The sequence below is a fragment of the Herbaspirillum seropedicae genome, from assembly GCF_001040945.1.
GTDB lineage: Bacteria > Pseudomonadota > Gammaproteobacteria > Burkholderiales > Burkholderiaceae_D > Herbaspirillum > Herbaspirillum seropedicae.
This window is the reverse complement of sequence record NZ_CP011930.1, coordinates 263861-279385: the sequence shown is the minus strand read 5'-3', so window position 1 is coordinate 279385 and position 15525 is coordinate 263861. Positions and strand designations below refer to the sequence as shown.

11 protein-coding genes are annotated in these 15525 nt (G+C 65.3%); 2 read left to right on the top strand and 9 right to left on the bottom strand.

Translation table 11 applies throughout. The features are described from left to right. Position 1: 1 nt before the first annotated feature. From ACP92_RS01310 to ACP92_RS01295, 4 genes are all read right to left on the bottom strand, one after another. Positions 2–1132, bottom strand: coding sequence for an alpha/beta fold hydrolase (locus ACP92_RS01310; protein ID WP_013232313.1), 1131 nt, complete (start codon positions 1130–1132; stop codon positions 2–4). Then, positions 1129–2322, bottom strand: a complete 1194-nt coding sequence (locus tag ACP92_RS01305) for an acetate/propionate family kinase (RefSeq protein ID WP_013232312.1) — start codon at positions 2320–2322, stop codon at positions 1129–1131. The genes ACP92_RS01310 and ACP92_RS01305 overlap by 4 nt, the downstream gene beginning before the upstream one ends. Continuing rightward, entirely contained in the window at positions 2319–3278 is a 960-nt protein-coding gene (locus tag ACP92_RS01300) for a bifunctional enoyl-CoA hydratase/phosphate acetyltransferase (RefSeq protein ID WP_013232311.1), read from the bottom strand. The genes ACP92_RS01305 and ACP92_RS01300 overlap by 4 nt, the downstream gene beginning before the upstream one ends. Before the next feature lie 174 nt (positions 3279–3452). Further along, a complete protein-coding gene (locus ACP92_RS01295) occupies positions 3453–5453 on the bottom strand; it encodes a putative bifunctional diguanylate cyclase/phosphodiesterase (RefSeq protein WP_156181672.1) in 2001 nt (666 codons plus the stop codon). Between the two features lie 207 nt (positions 5454–5660). Here ACP92_RS01295 and ACP92_RS01290 point away from each other — a divergent pair, with 207 nt between their 5' ends. Further along, positions 5661–5846, top strand: coding sequence for a hypothetical protein (locus ACP92_RS01290; protein WP_041309988.1), 186 nt, complete (start codon positions 5661–5663; stop codon positions 5844–5846). A 102-nt stretch (positions 5847–5948) separates the two neighbouring features. Next, positions 5949–7103, top strand: a complete 1155-nt coding sequence (locus tag ACP92_RS01285) for a GGDEF domain-containing protein (protein ID WP_013232308.1) — start codon at positions 5949–5951, stop codon at positions 7101–7103. A 41-nt stretch (positions 7104–7144) separates the two neighbouring features. Here ACP92_RS01285 and ACP92_RS01280 read toward each other — a convergent pair whose 3' ends face one another. The 5 genes from ACP92_RS01280 to ACP92_RS01260 all read right to left on the bottom strand — a co-directional run bounded on the left by ACP92_RS01280 (position 7145) and on the right by ACP92_RS01260 (position 15380). Next, the gene (locus ACP92_RS01280) at positions 7145–8938 is read right to left on the bottom strand and encodes a methyl-accepting chemotaxis protein (protein WP_013232307.1); all 1794 of its coding nucleotides are present in this window, start codon (positions 8936–8938) and stop codon (positions 7145–7147) included. Between the two features lie 134 nt (positions 8939–9072). After that, positions 9073–10347 (bottom strand): NAD(P)/FAD-dependent oxidoreductase, encoded by a 1275-nt coding sequence (locus ACP92_RS01275; protein WP_171941749.1) that lies wholly within the window; start codon positions 10345–10347, stop codon positions 9073–9075. 530 nt (positions 10348–10877) lie between these two features. Continuing rightward, complete coding sequence (locus ACP92_RS01270) at positions 10878–11642, bottom strand: enoyl-CoA hydratase (RefSeq protein WP_171941746.1); 765 nt, start codon at positions 11640–11642, stop codon at positions 10878–10880. Between the two features lie 104 nt (positions 11643–11746). After that, entirely contained in the window at positions 11747–12943 is a 1197-nt protein-coding gene (locus ACP92_RS01265; RefSeq protein WP_013232304.1) for an acetyl-CoA C-acyltransferase, read from the bottom strand. A 49-nt stretch (positions 12944–12992) separates the two neighbouring features. Next, positions 12993–15380, bottom strand: coding sequence for a 3-hydroxyacyl-CoA dehydrogenase/enoyl-CoA hydratase family protein (locus ACP92_RS01260; RefSeq protein WP_041309986.1), 2388 nt, complete (start codon positions 15378–15380; stop codon positions 12993–12995). Between the last annotated feature and the right edge of the window lie 145 nt (positions 15381–15525).

Sequence of the window (15525 nt, the reverse complement as noted above, 5' to 3'; positions counted from 1 at the left end):
CTCAGTCCGGCTGCACCAGCCAGGTTGCGATCTGCGGCCAGACCTCGGCCAGCGTGCGACTACCCATGAACAATCCGATATGGCCGCCCGGCACGATCTTCTGCGTGATCTGCGCGGCGGGCGTGCCTACCAGTGCGGCGGCGTTGAGCACCTGCTCCGGTGTGGTGATGTCGTCGCGCTCGCCCGCCAGCAGGTAGAGCGGACAAGTGATCTGCCGCAGATCGAGCTGCTGTCCCAGCGCCACATACTTGCCGCGCGCCAGCAGGTTGTCCTTGAAGATGTGGCCGATGGCCTGGAGGTACCAGCGCCCCGGCAGGTCGACCGTGGTTTCGTACCAGGCGGCAAAGGTCTCGCGCTTGGCCAGGTAGGCCGGGTCGTCGATGTGCTGGAGCAATTCCAGGTGCTCGTTGAAGTAGTGCTCGTCGGGATGCATGTTCTTCCAGCCCTGCAGCATGAAGCTGCCGCGCATGAGACCACCACCGCTGCGCACCAGGTCTTCGTAGAAGCGCAGCGGCAGGCGTTGCACCATCTGCTTCAAGGGTCCCTCCCCCGCGCCCGCATCGATGGGCGAGCCCGCCAGCACCAGCCGCGCCACCTTTTCCGGGAAACGCGCGGCAATCATGGCCGAGATCCAGCCGCCCTGGCACAGCCCCACCAGCCGCACACGACCGCCCAGCTCGTCGATGACCACGCACAGGTCGGCCAGGTAGTTGTCGATCTCCAGGTCCTTCATGTCGGCGCTGGCGCTGTGCCAGTCGATGAGCAGCACATGGTCCACGCCATTTCCCAACAGCGTCTCCACCAGGCTCTGGCCCTGGTCATAGTCGGCGATGACGGAGGTGTGGCCAGCATAGGGCGCCACGATGAGCGTGGGCACAGTGGCGTGGCCGGCATCGGCGCTGCCGTATTCGCGCAGGGTCAGCGTGCGCAGGCGCAGGCGTTCGCGGTGGGGCGTGGCCATGCGGGGATGGTGGACGGCATGCAGCTTGGCTTCCTCTTCCAGGAAGCGCAGCTGCTTGTCCATCATGTCCTGCCCCTGCTTGAACGCCTGGGCGGCAAAGGCCATGGGCCAGAACAGCGGGACGCTGCCGGCCGGCATGATGGGCAGCGCGGTATCCGTGGTGCTGCTCATGAGGGTGTTCCTGTCGCGGATGTGAGCAAGAGCGCAGCCGCGTCGTCGGCGATGACCTGCTCTTCATTGGTGGGAATGACGTAGACGCTGACAGCACTGTCGGCGCGGCTGATGCGGCCGGCATGGGCGGCGTTGGCCTGCGGGTCCAGGCGCACGCCCAGCCAGCCCAATCGTTCGCAGATGGCCGCGCGCATGGCGGCGTCATGCTCGCCGATGCCGGCCGTGAAGACCAGGGCGTCGATCCCGCCCAGGGTGGAGGCCAGGCGCGCCGCTTCACCGGCGCAGCGCAGGGCGAACAGGTCCAGCGCCTCGCGGGCGGCGCTGTCCTGGCTCTGCTGCAGGCTGCGCACATCCGCGCTCAGGCCGGATACCCCCAGCAAGCCGCTGCGGTGATAGAGCAGGTCTTCCAGTTCATCCAGCGACATTCCCTGGCGCAGCAGGTACAACAGCACGCCGGCATCGAGCGCGCCGCAGCGCGTTCCCATGGGTACGCCGTCCAGCGTGGAGAAACCGGTACTGGCGTCCACGCTGCGCCCGGCATGCAGGGCGCACAGGCTGGCGCCATTGCCCAGGTGCGCCACTACCACGCGGGCATGGGCCTCGGGCAGCGCCTGGCGGCGCATCTCGGCGGCCACATAGCTGTAGGAAATACCATGGAAGCCGTAGCGCAGCACGCCTTCTTCATGCAGTCTGCGCGGCAGCGCGAAGCGGCGCGCCAGCGCATCCTGGCTGGCGTGAAACGCGGTATCGAAGGAGGCCGTCTGCGGCAGACCCGGACGCAGCCGCGCAATGGCGCGGATCAGGCGCAGGTTCTGCGGCTGGTGCAGGGGCGCCAGCGGGGCCAGGTTTTCCAGTTCGGTCTCGATGGCGTCGTCGAGCCGCACCGCCTGCGCCAGATGCAGGCCGCCATGCACGACGCGATGACCGACGGCGCACAGCTCGCCTTGGGCGTGTCCCACTTCCAGCTGGTGCAGCACCTGTTCCAGCACGCGGTCCATGGCGGCAGCGGGATCAGCGTCGATCTCCACCTCGGAACGTTCGCCGTCGATCTCCAGGCGCAGTTTCAGCGGCGCGAGGTGCAGGTCCAGCTGCCCCTGGCCGATCTTGCGGGCGCGCGCGCCATCGAGGCGGAACACGCCCAGCTTGATCGTGGACGAACCGGCATTGAAGGTCAGTAGCAGACGGTTCATGCCAGCTCCCGGTCCGCGGATTGCAGTCGCTGGCGCGAGGCCACCAGGCGCGCCAGTGCCGACGAGGCCAGGCGCACGCGCAGGCTGTCGGCGCGGCTGGTGAGGATGATGGGCACGCGCGCCCCCAGCACCAGCCCTGCTGCATCGGCCTGCGACAGGTAGATCAGTTGCTTGGCCAGCATGTTGCCGGCTTCCAGGTCCGGCACCAGCAGGATGTCGGCGCTGCCGGCCACTGGCGAGACGATGCCCTTGACGCTGGCGGCCTGCAGGCTGATGGCATTGTCGAAGGCCAGCGGCCCATCGACCAATGCTCCTGTGATCTGATGGCGCGTGGCCATGACGGTGAGGGCCGCCGCATCCAGCGTGGAGGGCATGGCCGGATTGACCGTTTCCACCGCCGCCAGCACGGCGACATGGGGACGCGGCACGCCCATGACATGCAGCAGGTCGATGGCGTTCTGGCAGATGTCGCGCTTGTGCGCCAGCGTGGGCGCGATATTGATGGCGGCGTCGGTGATGATGAGCGGCTTGGGATAGGCCGGGATGGCCATGGCGTAGACATGGCTGATGCGGCGCTCGGTGCGCAATCCCGAAGCCCCGCCCACCACCGCGCCCAGCAGTTCGTCGCTGTGCAGGCTGCCCTTCATCAGCGCGCCCACCTCGCCGGCCACCGCCATCTCGACGGCACGGGCGGCCGCGGCGTGGCTGTGCTCGGCAGGCACGATGGGCAAGCCCTGCAAGGAAATATCGGCGGCCTCGGCGATGCGCCGGATGCGTGTTTCCGGGCCGACCAGCACCGGATCGAACAGGCCTTCGTCACGCGCTTCCAGCGCGCCTTGCAGGGCTTCCGGCGAACACGGATGGACCACTGCCACGCGCATGGCTTGCGCGCCGAGGGCGTCGCGGATGAGTTGATCGTAGCGCTCGGCCGGGGTGGCCTGCACGGATTGCAGCATGTCGTTCTCCTCTGGGGGGAAGGGCTGGCATGCAGGTTCATGCCGTGTTGCAGCATAACTGCCCCAGGGAGCGGCTTCAATTGCCAGGAGGGTGGCGCTTTGCACAGATCGCGCAAAGCTTGATCTGCTTCAACATTGTCAGCAGCGGTCATGCTGCTGACATCGGTGTGCTCTTCAGGCCTGCGCCAGCGCCTCGATGCGCGCACGCGCCTGCGCGGCCGGCATGGGCGGGGCAAAGTAATACCCCTGCATCGCATGGCAGTGCATGGCTTGCAGGGTCTGCAGGTCCTCGGCGCTTTCCACGCCCTCGGCCACGACCTGGAAGCCGAAGCTGCCGGCCAGTTGCAACACCGCCGACACCAGTGCCTGGTTCTCGGTCTGGTCGGCCAGGCCGGTGACGAAGCTGCGGTCGATCTTCACGCGCGAGACCTGCATCTGGCGCAGGAAACCCAGCGAGGAATAGCCCACGCCGAAATCGTCGATGGCGATGCGCACGCCCTGCAGGGCCAGCGCCACCAGGGTCTGGGTGGCGGCTTGCAGGTCCAGCGCGGTTTCTTCGGTGATCTCGATTTCCAGCATGCGCGCCGGCAGCCGGTGCGCCTTGAGCATGGAGACCACCAGCTCATCGACCACCAGGCGCTCCATTTCACGCGGCGAGATATTCATCGAGATGCGCAGGTCGCTGCGTCCGCTGGACTGCAGGAAGGCGATCATGCCCGCCACTTCCTCCAGGATGAAGCGCAGCAGCTCTTCAGACAGGCCGGCCAGCGCAGCGATCTCGATCAGGTCAGGCGCGGCGATGGCGCCATGCTTGCCATGCTGCCAGCGCAGCAGCGCCTCGAAGCCATCCAGGGTCTGTCCATCGTGCTGCACGATGGGCTGGAACCACACCGCCAGTTCGCGCCGCGCCAGCGCGCCAGCGAGGTCGCGTTCGACATCGCGCTTCATCTGCAGATGGGCATTGAGCGTTTCATTGAAGACGCAGAACTGGTTGCGGCCACGGCGCTTGGCCTGGTACATGGCGGCGTCCGAGCAGACCAGCATTTCGTCGATATCGTCACGGTCAGACAAGGTGATGCCCAGGCTCAGGCCGATATGCCGGTGCGCCAGTCGCGCAAAGGGCTGGCGCACCACCTCGATGAGACGCCGCGCCAGCAGCTCGGGCAGCTCGGCCTGCGCATCCAGCGCATAGAGGATCACGAACTCGTCCCCGCCCAGGCGGGCCAGCGTGGCGCCAGCGGGCAGGCAGCCCTGCAGGCGCCGCGCCACCTCCACCAGCACCTGGTCGCCGGCGTCATGGCCATAGGCGTCGTTGATGACCTTGAAGCCATCCAGGTCGAGGAACATCATGCACAGCACCTCTTCGCGCCGCGCCGCCATGGCCTGCGCCGCCGCCATGAAGCCGGCCCGCCCCAGCAAGCCGGTCAGCAGGTCGTGCTCGGCCTGGTAGCGCATGCGCTCGGCGAACTGGTGCAGGTCGCGGTGCGCCACTTCCAGGGCCTGGCTGGCGGTGGTGGCTTCGTTCTTGAGGGCGCTGGCGTGCGACACCAGGCCTTCGCTGACCTTGGAACCGCGGATGAGCGCGCCCAGGTAGAGCAGCACGGCAGCGGCCAGGGCCACGCGGGTGGTATCGGGTTCGACCAGCACCAGGCTGGCGATGATGGCCAGCAGGGGTGGCGTGATGAAGGCGATGGGAATGCGGGCATAGGCAAAGCCGTGCGTGACCGCACCGGCCGTGATACCGCATACGCAGGTGAGATAGAAGAGCGTGCCGGGCGCGGTATAGCCCGCGCACAGCAAGGCCACGCCCGCCCACACCAGCCCCGAGCACAGCGCCAACATCCAGTGCACGCGCAGGTTCAGGTCGATGACGCCGGCGCCGGGCGCAGCGATGCGCTGCACGAGTGCGGCCACGCGCTGCACCGGCAGGCGGCAGGCCAGGATGCGCAGCAGGTTGACCATCCCCGAGCAGGCCAGCCAGAGCAGCGCAATGGCCAAGTGGCCAGCACGCCATGCCACGAAGGTGCAGATCGCCCCCAGCACCATGTTGACCGGAATGGACAGCAGCACGGTCTGACGCAATGCCGCCAGTTGGTCGGCGCGGATCAGTTGCTGCAATGAAAGCTGAGCGGCGGGTGCTTGCACTCCGGTCTGCGGGGTGGGGGTGTGGAACATCTTCATCCTGAACATCATTTCCTGTTGCCGGTCGGCAAGCCTTGTGCAGCCTGCCTTTCCGTCCGGAATAGTACGTGAGTACCGAGTCATTATCCAAGCAACAAGAAGAATTCTCATCAAAAGCCGGGCGCGATTGCGATGCATCAACGCGGTATTGGCAGGAAAACGACAAGCTTGCCTCTCCGCAACCCTGCAAGGAGCCCTACGATGAACCCGGACAATGGAAACTGGCTATCGGCCGAACAAGCGGTGTTGCCCGACGGCACGCTGCGCGAGAACCTGCCGCTGGTGAAGAAGAAGCTGCCCCTGTTCTCGCCCCAGCAGGTGCAAGCAGAGCCGCAGGGGCAGCCCGACAATGAGGAGAATGTGGCGCCGTCGCCGCGCCAGGACTGAGAGCCACGCCAAAATTCGCCATCGGATAGCAGGCCCCGGCGCGCCTGAGGCTACAATAACGCCGCGTCATCACGACGCGGTATTGCAGTGCGCTTCCTGTCCATGGCTCTTGATCCTTCCACCCTCCTCATCCTCACCATCGCCCTGGCGGCGGCCGCTTCCCTGTACCTGACCGTAGAATGGAGCGTAGTGCGCGAACGCTCGCTGCTGCTCTGGAGCAGCGGCTTTGCCATCATCACCGTGGGTTCCTTCCTGGCGCTGCTGCGCTCGCGCGGCTATCTGCTGGTGGGCATCTGGTTCGCCAATGGCTTGCTCATCGCTGCCCATGCCTGCTTCCTGGCGGGCGTGGCGGGCTTCATGCGCACCCGGATCTCGCGCGCATGGTGGCTCATCGCGCTGCTGTGGCTGCTGATGCTGTTGCTGCCCACGCACGCCTGGTGGTCACGCGTGATGCTGGGCCTGCAGTCGCTGATGATCGCCGTGCTGACCTTGCGCGCCAGCAGCCTGCTGCGTCCGCACGGCGCTTCCCTGAGCGTGGGCGCGGTGCAGCTGCGCTACGTATTGCTGATCCATGGGCTGTTCTATCTCGCCAAGGCGGTCTCGGCGCTGGCGCTGGGCGCCGTCGTCGATCTGGCCGCGTTCGGCGGCACCCTGATCCAGATCTCGCTGGTGGAGGGGTCGATGGCGGTGATGCTCATTGCGCTGTCGATGACCGGCACCGAGCGCCATCGCCGGGAAGAGCGCATCGGACAACTGGCGGCGCGCGATCCGCTCACCGGCCTGCTGAACAGGCGGGCGCTGCAGGCCAGGGCGCCCGCGCTCATTGCGCAAGCCAGCCAGGCGCATCCTGGCGCCCTGTTGCTCATCGACATCGACAACTTCAAGCAGGTCAACGACCTGCACGGCCACGCCGCCGGCGACAAGCTGCTCGAGGCCTTGAGCACCCTGCTGCGCGAGGTCTTGCCGGACGATGCCCTGGCTGCCCGGCTGGGAGGCGACGAGTTCGCCATCCTGTTGCCGGATGGACGCCAAGCGCAAGTGGCGCATATCGGCGAACAGCTGCGGCAAGCCTTTGTACACGTGACGCAGACGGCGGTGGCCACCCCGGAGGCGGTCAGCCTGAGTGTGGGCGTCAGTCTCTTCAGCACGGCGGCGCTCGATCTGGCAGGCCTGATGGCGCGGGCCGACGCGGCGCTGTACGAGGCCAAGCGCGCGGGGCGCAACCAGATCGTCATCACCCCATCCAATGCCGCTTAACATGGCCTGCGGCCAGCGGCGCGGCGCGGCGCTGGCAGTGTTCAGTCGATCCTGAAGCGTGCGATGGTCGCGGCCAGCACATTGGCCTGCTGCTGCAAGGTCGATGAAGCCGCCGCCGATTCTTCCACCAGCGCCGCGTTCTGCTGCACCATGCCGTCGAGCTGGATGACGGCCTGGTTCACCTCCTGAATTCCGCGCGTCTGCTCGGTGGTGGTGCGCGCAATATCAGCGATGGCGGATTGCACATCGTCCGTATGCGTAACGATGTCGCGCATGGTGCCGCCGGCCTGGCGGACCTGCTGCGATCCCGCCGCAACCCGCGAAATGGTGGCCTCCACCAGATCCTTGACCTCGCGTGCAGCGCCGGCGCTCCGTTGCGCGAGATTGCGCACCTCATGGGCCACCACTGCAAATCCGCGCCCCTGCTCCCCGGCGCGCGCCGATTCGACCGCTGCGTTCAAGGCCAGGATATTGGTCTGGAAGGCGATACCATCGATGACGCTGATGATGTCGCCGATCTGCGCCGAGACCTTCTCGATCTCGCCCATGGTGGCGACCGCATCGCTGACCACCTTGCCGCCCTGGGAGGCGATCCCGGTAGCGGCGCTGGAGCGCTGGTCGGCCTCGTGGGCGGCCGTGGCCGAGCGGTCCACGGTGGCAGAGATCTCGGCCATGGAGGCGGCAGTCTGCTCCAGGCTGGCCGCGGCCGATTCGGTACGGACCGACAGGTCGTGATTGGCGGCGGCGATCTCGTCGGAGGCCACGCGCACGGTTTCGCCGGCATCTCGGATATCGCGCATGACACTCTGCAGCTTGGCCACGAAGGCATTGAAGGACTGCGCGATGATGGCCACTTCGTCGCGGCCATGATCCGGCAGGCGCTGGGTCAGGTCGCCGCTGCCCGAGCCAATGGCCGTCATGGCAGCGCTGATCTGCCCCAGCCGGCGAAATGCCGTGGCCGTGACGGCCGCGCCGATCAGCGAGGCCGCAATCACCACCGCCACCAGCGAGAGCAGCGATGAAGCCAGCAAGGCACGTACGCCCGCGCTGGCTTCCTGCTGGTCAATGGCCACCACGATGTTCCAGTCGGTGCCCGGCACAGCCTGCACGCGCACCAGCTTCTCGCGCCCATCGACGACGATATGCACCGGCGGCTGGCCCGGACCGGCGTTGGCGACGTTGAGGTCGCTGAACTCCGGCGCCAGTTCGCTGGCCTGCTTGAAGCGCAGTTGCGCGTCCGGATGCGCAATGATGCGCCCACCCTGCTCGACCAGCATGCCGAAGCTGGAGGGTGTGGGGTGGATGGACTTGATGTTCTCCACCACGCTATCGAGCGCCACATCACCGACCACCACGGCCTTGAGCACGCCGTCACGCATCACCGGCCGCGCCAGCGCCACCAGCAGCAGCCCGCTGGTGCTCACATAGGGAAGAGCGACCGGCTTGCCCGCCTGCAGCACCCCCTTGTACCAGGGCCGCGTGGTCGGATCGTAGGTCGCCGGGATGTTGGGCCAGTCGGTGAACTTGGCGCGTTTATCCGGGTAACCCACGCCGACGTCATAGAAGCCGCCTGCCACCTGGATCTGCTTGAGCATGGCATCGGGGTCGCTGGTCAGGGAGATGTCCTCGAGCGAGGCGATCATCTTGCTCTTGCCCGCGAGCCAGTCGCCGATGACGGCGGCATGCTGGTCGACGGCGGTGGCAAGATCGTCGTCGGTAGCCGCATTCAAGCCCTTGCGGGCAATGAGATAGTTGGCCGCGGTGCTGATGAGCACCGAGGAGATGACCAGCAGGATCAAGGCGCAGATGACGCGCGCACGCAGGGAAGAAAGCATGATGGGGTGGGCTGGCAGAGTGGAGGATTGAGGTTTGAGCAAAGTACCTGCGGCTATCACAGCGGTACTGGGAAAGAGCCTGACCGACGCGGTTGAGGTTGCAGGCTGTCCGGCTCACCTGGTGAGCCGGCAAGTCATTGCAGCCGGTCCTTGAGCCGATACCAGGCTCCCACGAAAGGAAGAAACCACGGCTTGCCGAAATGACCCGGAATGGCGGGCCAGTCGAAGTCCTTCCATGGATTCAGCTCGGCATGGCCGTCCATGATCTCCGCCATCATGCTGCCCATGAGCGTGGCCATATGCGTGCCATGGCCGCTATAGCCCATGGAGTAATAGAGCCCGTCACGCTGGCCCGCCCGAGGCAAGCGATCGGTGGTCATGTCGACCATGCCGCCCCAGCAATAGTCGATACGCGTCTGCGCCAGCGCCGGAAAGACTTCCAGCATCTGGGCCCGCAGGATCTCGCCGCTCCTGGCGTCGGACTGCGGATTGGAGGCGGCGAAGCGCGCGCGGCCGCCGAAGAGCAGGCGCTGGTCCGGCGTGGCGCGGAAATAGTTCACGAAATTCTTGGTGTCGGTGTACATGCGCTGCGTCGGCAGCAGTTGCTTCAGCAATGCACCGGGCAAGGGCTCGGTCACGATCAGGAATGCGCCCACCGGGACGATGCGGCGGCGAATCCAGCCGAACGGACCGACCTGCGAGATGCCGCTGGCCAGCAGCACCTGCCCCGCATGCAGGACGCCAGCCGACGTGCGTACCGCGTAGCGGCCATTCTTGGCCTCGATGCCCAGCACCGGGGTCCGTTCCAGATAGAGCGCACCGCGTCGCTGGGCCGCCTGCGCCAGCCCGCGCACGTAGCGGCCGACGTGCATGCCGGCGCTCTTGTGCATGAGCAGGCCGCCGTGGTAGCGGTCGCTGCCCAGTTCGTCGCGCAGTTGCGCCCGGCTCAGCAGACGCGTGTCGCCGTCGACGTGGCGGGCCAGCAGTTCCTGGCTGCGCGCCAGCTTGTCCACATGCTCCGGTTTGGCGGCCAGCTTGAGCTTGCCATGACGTGCAAAACTGCAATCGATGGATTCTTCGCGCACCAGCCGCTCCACCGTATCGACGCCGGCGTCGAAGGCGCGGTAGAGCCGGTTGGCCCATTCGACGCCCAGGCGCTGCGACAAGGTGGCGTAATCCTGAGCGAAGCCGTTATTGCACATGCCGCCATTGCGCCCGGACGCCGCGCCGCCGACGATGTCCGCCTCGCAGACGACCACACGCGCCCCCTTGCGCGCCAGCGCCAGCGCGGCGGCCGATCCGGTGATGCCGCCACCGACCACGACGACGTCGCAAGCGCCCTCCGGCAGCGTCTGGGTCTGGCTGACGAAGGCGGGCGAGGTATCCAGCCAATAGGACTTCAGTTGCATCATGGCCGGTCCAGACGAATGAGCGAAGGAAACATGGAGCGTGTTCCTGGTGGCTAGATTAGGATGACGAAGAAAAAAGATGGCGGGCGACGCGTGAGCTATCGGTAGGTGAAATCATTATGCGATTGCAGAATGCGATAATGATTTAGCCGTCTTTAATGCTTCATTAAATCTAATTTAACGTATTTCCTGACGCCCAAAAAGCCATGTTGCGCGAAGGCTGGAGCCCCGTCTCTCCCTTTTCCCCAACCCTTCGATCACCCTTTCAACATACCGCAAAGCCTTTACCAGAGCGGATTACAGACAGCCGAGACAGATCATCAACAAAAAATGAACGTCGCCGGCTCCACCGAAAATGCCAGAAAGCCGGCAATAAAGAGCACAAGCTGCTTTAATCCGACAGCAATAAACATTTTCCGGCGGGCGGACTTTCGCCAGTCAGCTACTCTTGGGAGCCTCGATGATGCGCTTGTCGCGCGCGCGAATCGGGACCCATGACGACGGCGGGCTATCTCCACCACCCGTCCCGCTCAAGCGAATTGCTTGAAGTCCGGCTTGCGCTTCTCGAAGAAGGCCGTAAACGCTTCCTTCGCTTCGGGCGCCGTCAGCATGCGCGAGAAGTGCTCGATCTCGGCCACCATCTGCTGCTCGGTTGCGGTGACGCGATTCTTCTTCATCAATTGCTTGGTCACACGGATCGATGCCGCTGGCAGCGCCGCCAGCTTGGCCGCCTGCTGCTGCGCATACGGCAGCAACTCCTCCTGCGCCATGACGCGATTGACGAAGCCCATCTGGCAGGCTTCGTCTGCGCCGAAGGCTTCGCCCAGCAAGAGCTTCTCGGCCGCGCGCTGGTAACCAGCGATGTGCGGCAACAGCAGCGAGGACGCCGCTTCCGGACACAGCCCCAGTTGCGTGAAGGGCATCGAGAACTTGGCATTGTCGGCTGCATACACCAGGTCGCAATGCAACAGCAGCGTGGTGCCGATGCCCACCGCTACGCCCGAGACTGCCGCCACGATGGGCTTGCTGGCATGGCTGATCTGCCACAGGAATTGGAATACCGGGGCATCCTGGGTCTTGGGGGGATTCTTCAGGAAGTCTTCCAGGTCATTGCCCGCCGAGAAGGCTTTCGGCTTGCCGGTGAAGAGAATGGCCCGCACCGCGCTGTCGCTCTCAGCCTCCTTCAGCGCATCGGCCAGCTGCTGGTACATGGCGGCGGTGATGGCGTTCTTCTTGTCTTCGCGGTCGAAGTGGATGGTCAGGACGCCATCGGCCTTGCTCAGTTGGATATCCATCTGCACGGGTCTCCTCTAATTTTATAAATGATTTACATGCATCATGAAAAAAAGCCGCACGGCATCAGCAGTGCGGCTTTTTGTTCGGGCCTTGCGCGCGCCGATCAGACGCGCTCGAAGATCCCCGCTGCGCCCATGCCGGTGCCCACGCACATGGTCACCATGCCGTACTTCAGGTTCTTGCGGCGCAGTGCATGGATGGTGGTAGCGGCACGGATCGCACCGGTGGCCCCCAGCGGGTGACCCAGCGCAATCGCACCGCCCATGGGGTTGACCTTGCTCGGGTCCAGGCCCAGGTCGCCGATGACCGCCAGCGCTTGGGCTGCGAAGGCTTCGTTCAGTTCGATCCAGTCGATCTGGTCCTGGGTCAGGCCACCGGCCTTCAGGGCCGCAGGAATCGCTTCCTTCGGACCGATGCCCATGATCTCCGGCGGCACGCCGCGCACGGCGAAGGAGACGAAGCGGGCCAGCGGGGTGAGGTTGAATTGCTTGAGGATCTTTTCCGAGACGATGATCAACGCGCCGGCGCCGTCCGAGGTCTGCGAGCTGTTGCCGGCGGTCACGCTGCCCTTGGCGGCGAAGACGGGCTTGAGCTTGGCCAGCGCGGCCAGGTTGGAATCGGCGCGCGGGCCTTCGTCCAGGCTGACGGTGCGGGTCTTGACGTCGATCTCGCCGGTGGCCAGATTGGGGAAGCGCTCGACGATCTCGAAGGAAGTCATCTCATCGGCGAATTCACCGGCCTCCTGGGCGGCGATGGCCTTCTGGTGCGAGGCCAGCGAGAACTCGTCCTGCGCTTCGCGCGAGACCTTCCACTGCTGCGCCACCTTCTCGGCGGTCAGGCCCATGCCATAGGCCATGCCGACGTTCTCATCCTTGAAGGCATTGATGTTGATCGAAGGATGAAAGCCCATCATCGGCACCATCGACATCGATTCGGCACCGGCGGCGATCATGACATCGGCCTCCCCCACGCGGATGCGGTCGGCGGCCATGGCGATGGCGGTGATGCCGGAGGCGCAGTAGCGGTTGATGGTGACGCCGCCGATGGTGTTGGGCAGGCCGGCCAGCAGCACGGCATTGCGCGCCATGTTCAGGCCCTGTGCGCCTTCGGGGAAGGAGCAGCCGACGATGGCGTCCTCGATCAGCTTGGGGTCCAGGCCCGGCACCTGCGCCACGGCGGACTGGATGGCGCGCACCAGCAGGTCATCCGGGCGGGTGTTCTTGAACATGCCACGCGGCGCCTTGCCGATGGGGGTGCGGGTGGCGGCGACGATGTAGGCGTCTTGCAGTTGTTTGCTCATTCAAAATCTCCTTGGACTCTCCCTCCCCCTCAGGGGGAGAGAGGTTTCATTAATTGCGCACAGGCTTGCCGGTCTGCATCATGCCCATGATGCGTTCCTGCGTCTTGGGATGGTTGAGCAACTCCATGAAGAACTTGCGCTCGATGTCGAGCAGCCATTGTTCATTGACGATGCTGCCCTCTTCCACCTCGCCGCCGGACACGGTCTCGGCGATCATCTTGCCCAGCTTGAAGTCATGCGCCGAGATGAAGCCGCCATCGCGCATGTTGACCAGCTGCGCCATGATGGTGGCCAGGCCATTGCGGCCGATCACCGGCACCTGCGGCGGCAGTTGCGGACGATAGCCGGCGTCGAACAGCGCGCGCGCCTCGACCTTGGCCACGTGCAGCAATTCATAGGGGTTGAAGACGATCACGTCATCCTCGCGCAGGTAACCCAGCTTGCGGGCTTCCAATGCCGACTTGGAGACGTTGGCAGTGGCCGCGGCCAGCATGTATTCCTTCAGGAAGGGCAGGATGTCGTTGCCCTTGGCTTCGCGGGCCGCGCGTACGGCGGCTTCCTTGAGGCCGCCACCGGCCGGGATCAGGCCCACGCCCACTTCCACCAGGCCGATGTAGGACTCGATGGAGACCACGCGCTTGGCGGTATGCAGCAGCAGTTCGCAACCACCGCCCAGGGCCAGCCCGGCCACGGCGGCGATCACCGGCACGCTGGCGTACTTCAGGCGCTGATGCGCCTGTTGCAGCTGGTGCACCACCGGCTCGATGGCCTTGACGCCGCCGGACATGAACAGCGGCAGCATCGACTGCAGATCGGCGCCGGCCGAGAAGGCGCCGCCTTCGGCCGCGTCCGGATGCCAGATCACCAGACCCTTGAAGTTCTGCTCGGCTTCGCTGACGGCCTTGTTCATGCCATCGATCACGCCTTGGCCGATCACGTGCATCTTGGTCTTGAAGGACAGGATCAGCACGTCGTCGTTCTGATGCCAGATGCGCACCGATTCGTCTTCGAAGAAGGTGGTGCCGGCGCTCTTGCCATCGGCGGCACCTTCGCCTACCAGCGGAGCGCGGAAGGCCTGGCGTTGGTAGACCGGCAGCTCGGAACGGGCCACGTCAGCCTTCTTCGAGGGCGAGTACGACCCCTTCTCCGAATGCACGCCATCACGGCCATCGAAGACCCAGTCGGGCAGCGGCGCGGTGGACAAGGCCTTGCCGGCATCGATGTCTTCCTTGACCCACTGCGCGATCTGCTTCCAGCCGGCGGCTTGCCAGGTCTCGAAGGGACCGACGCTCCAGCCGAAGCCCCAGCGCATGGCGAAGTCGAGGTCGCGCGCATTGTCGGCTACCGATTCCAGATGCACGGCGATGTAGTGGAAGGCGTCACGGAAGATGGCCCACAGGAACTGGCCCTGCGGATTGGTCGAATCATGCAGCGCCTTCATGCGCTTGACCGGATCCTTTTCCTTGAGGATGCGGGCGATGATGTCATCGGCCTTGGCGCCGCCCGGGACGTAATCGCCCTTGGCCGGATCGATGCGCAGGATGTCCTTGCCCACCTTCTTGTAGAAGCCGGCGCCGCTCTTCTGGCCCAGCGCGCCCTGCTCGACCAGCTTGGCCAGGAGCGGCGGGGTGGCATAGGAGGAGAAGAAGGGATCGTCCTTCAGGTTGTCCTGCATGGTCCTGATGACGTGACCCATGGTATCCAGGCCCACCACGTCGGCGGTACGGAAGGTGCCGGACTTGGCGCGACCCAGCTTGGCGCCGGTCAGGTCATCGACCACATCGACCGAGAGACCATACTTCTCGGCTTCGATGATGGTGGCCAGGATGCCGAACACGCCCACGCGGTTAGCGACGAAGTTGGGGGTGTCGAAGGCGCGCACCACGCCCTTGCCGAGGGTGGTGGTGAGGAAGGCTTCGAGCTGGTCGAGGATGTGCGGTTCGGTGGACTGGGTCGGGATCAGTTCGACCAGGTGCATGTAGCGCGGCGGGTTGAAGAAGTGCACGCCGCAGAAGCGCGCCTTCAGGCCGGCGTCGAAACCTTCGGACAGCGCATTGATCGACAGGCCCGAGGTGTTGGAGGCGAAGATGGCCTTGGGGCCGATGTGCGGGGCGACCTTCTTGTAGAGGTCATGCTTCCAGTCCATGCGCTCGGCGATGGCTTCGATGATGAGGTCGCAGCCTTCCAGCACGGCCAGGTCATCTTCATAGTTGGCGACCTGGATCAGGGCGGCGTCATCCTTGTTGCCCAGCGGAGCGGGGCTGAGTTTCTTGAGGTTCTCGATGGCGCGTTGCACGATGCCATTCTTCGGGCCTTCCTTGGCCGGCAGGTCGAACAGCACGACCGGTACGCGGGCATTGATGCAGTGGGCGGCAATCTGGGCGCCCATGACGCCGGCGCCAAGCACTGCCACTTTTTTGACGATGAAATTGGACACGCAACTCTCCTTTGCTGGTGCTGCAAACATGAAACATGAATTCGGGGCCAGGCCAGCGGCGCTGCCGCGCTACCGCAGGTGCGAACGACTACTGTACGCCTTCTTGCAGAAGGTCACAGCATGCCTCGCAGGGGTGACACGAACA

Bases quoted from the DNA above. Each gene is read 5' to 3' on its own strand.
- ACP92_RS01310 (WP_013232313.1), bottom strand. From the start codon at position 1,132: ATGAGCAGCACCACGGATACCGCGCTGCCCATCATGCCGGCCGGCAGC.
- ACP92_RS01305 (WP_013232312.1), bottom strand. From the start codon at position 2,322: ATGAACCGTCTGCTACTGACCTTCAATGCCGGTTCGTCCACGATCAAG.
- ACP92_RS01300 (WP_013232311.1), bottom strand. From the start codon at position 3,278: ATGCTGCAATCCGTGCAGGCCACCCCGGCCGAGCGCTACGATCAACTC.
- ACP92_RS01295 (WP_156181672.1), bottom strand. From the start codon at position 5,453: ATGTTCCACACCCCCACCCCGCAGACCGGAGTGCAAGCACCCGCCGCT.
- ACP92_RS01290 (WP_041309988.1), top strand. From the start codon at position 5,661: ATGAACCCGGACAATGGAAACTGGCTATCGGCCGAACAAGCGGTGTTG.
- ACP92_RS01285 (WP_013232308.1), top strand. From the start codon at position 5,949: ATGGCTCTTGATCCTTCCACCCTCCTCATCCTCACCATCGCCCTGGCG.
- ACP92_RS01280 (WP_013232307.1), bottom strand. From the start codon at position 8,938: ATGCTTTCTTCCCTGCGTGCGCGCGTCATCTGCGCCTTGATCCTGCTG.
- ACP92_RS01275 (WP_171941749.1), bottom strand. From the start codon at position 10,347: ATGCAACTGAAGTCCTATTGGCTGGATACCTCGCCCGCCTTCGTCAGC.
- ACP92_RS01270 (WP_171941746.1), bottom strand. From the start codon at position 11,642: ATGGATATCCAACTGAGCAAGGCCGATGGCGTCCTGACCATCCACTTC.
- ACP92_RS01265 (WP_013232304.1), bottom strand. From the start codon at position 12,943: ATGAGCAAACAACTGCAAGACGCCTACATCGTCGCCGCCACCCGCACC.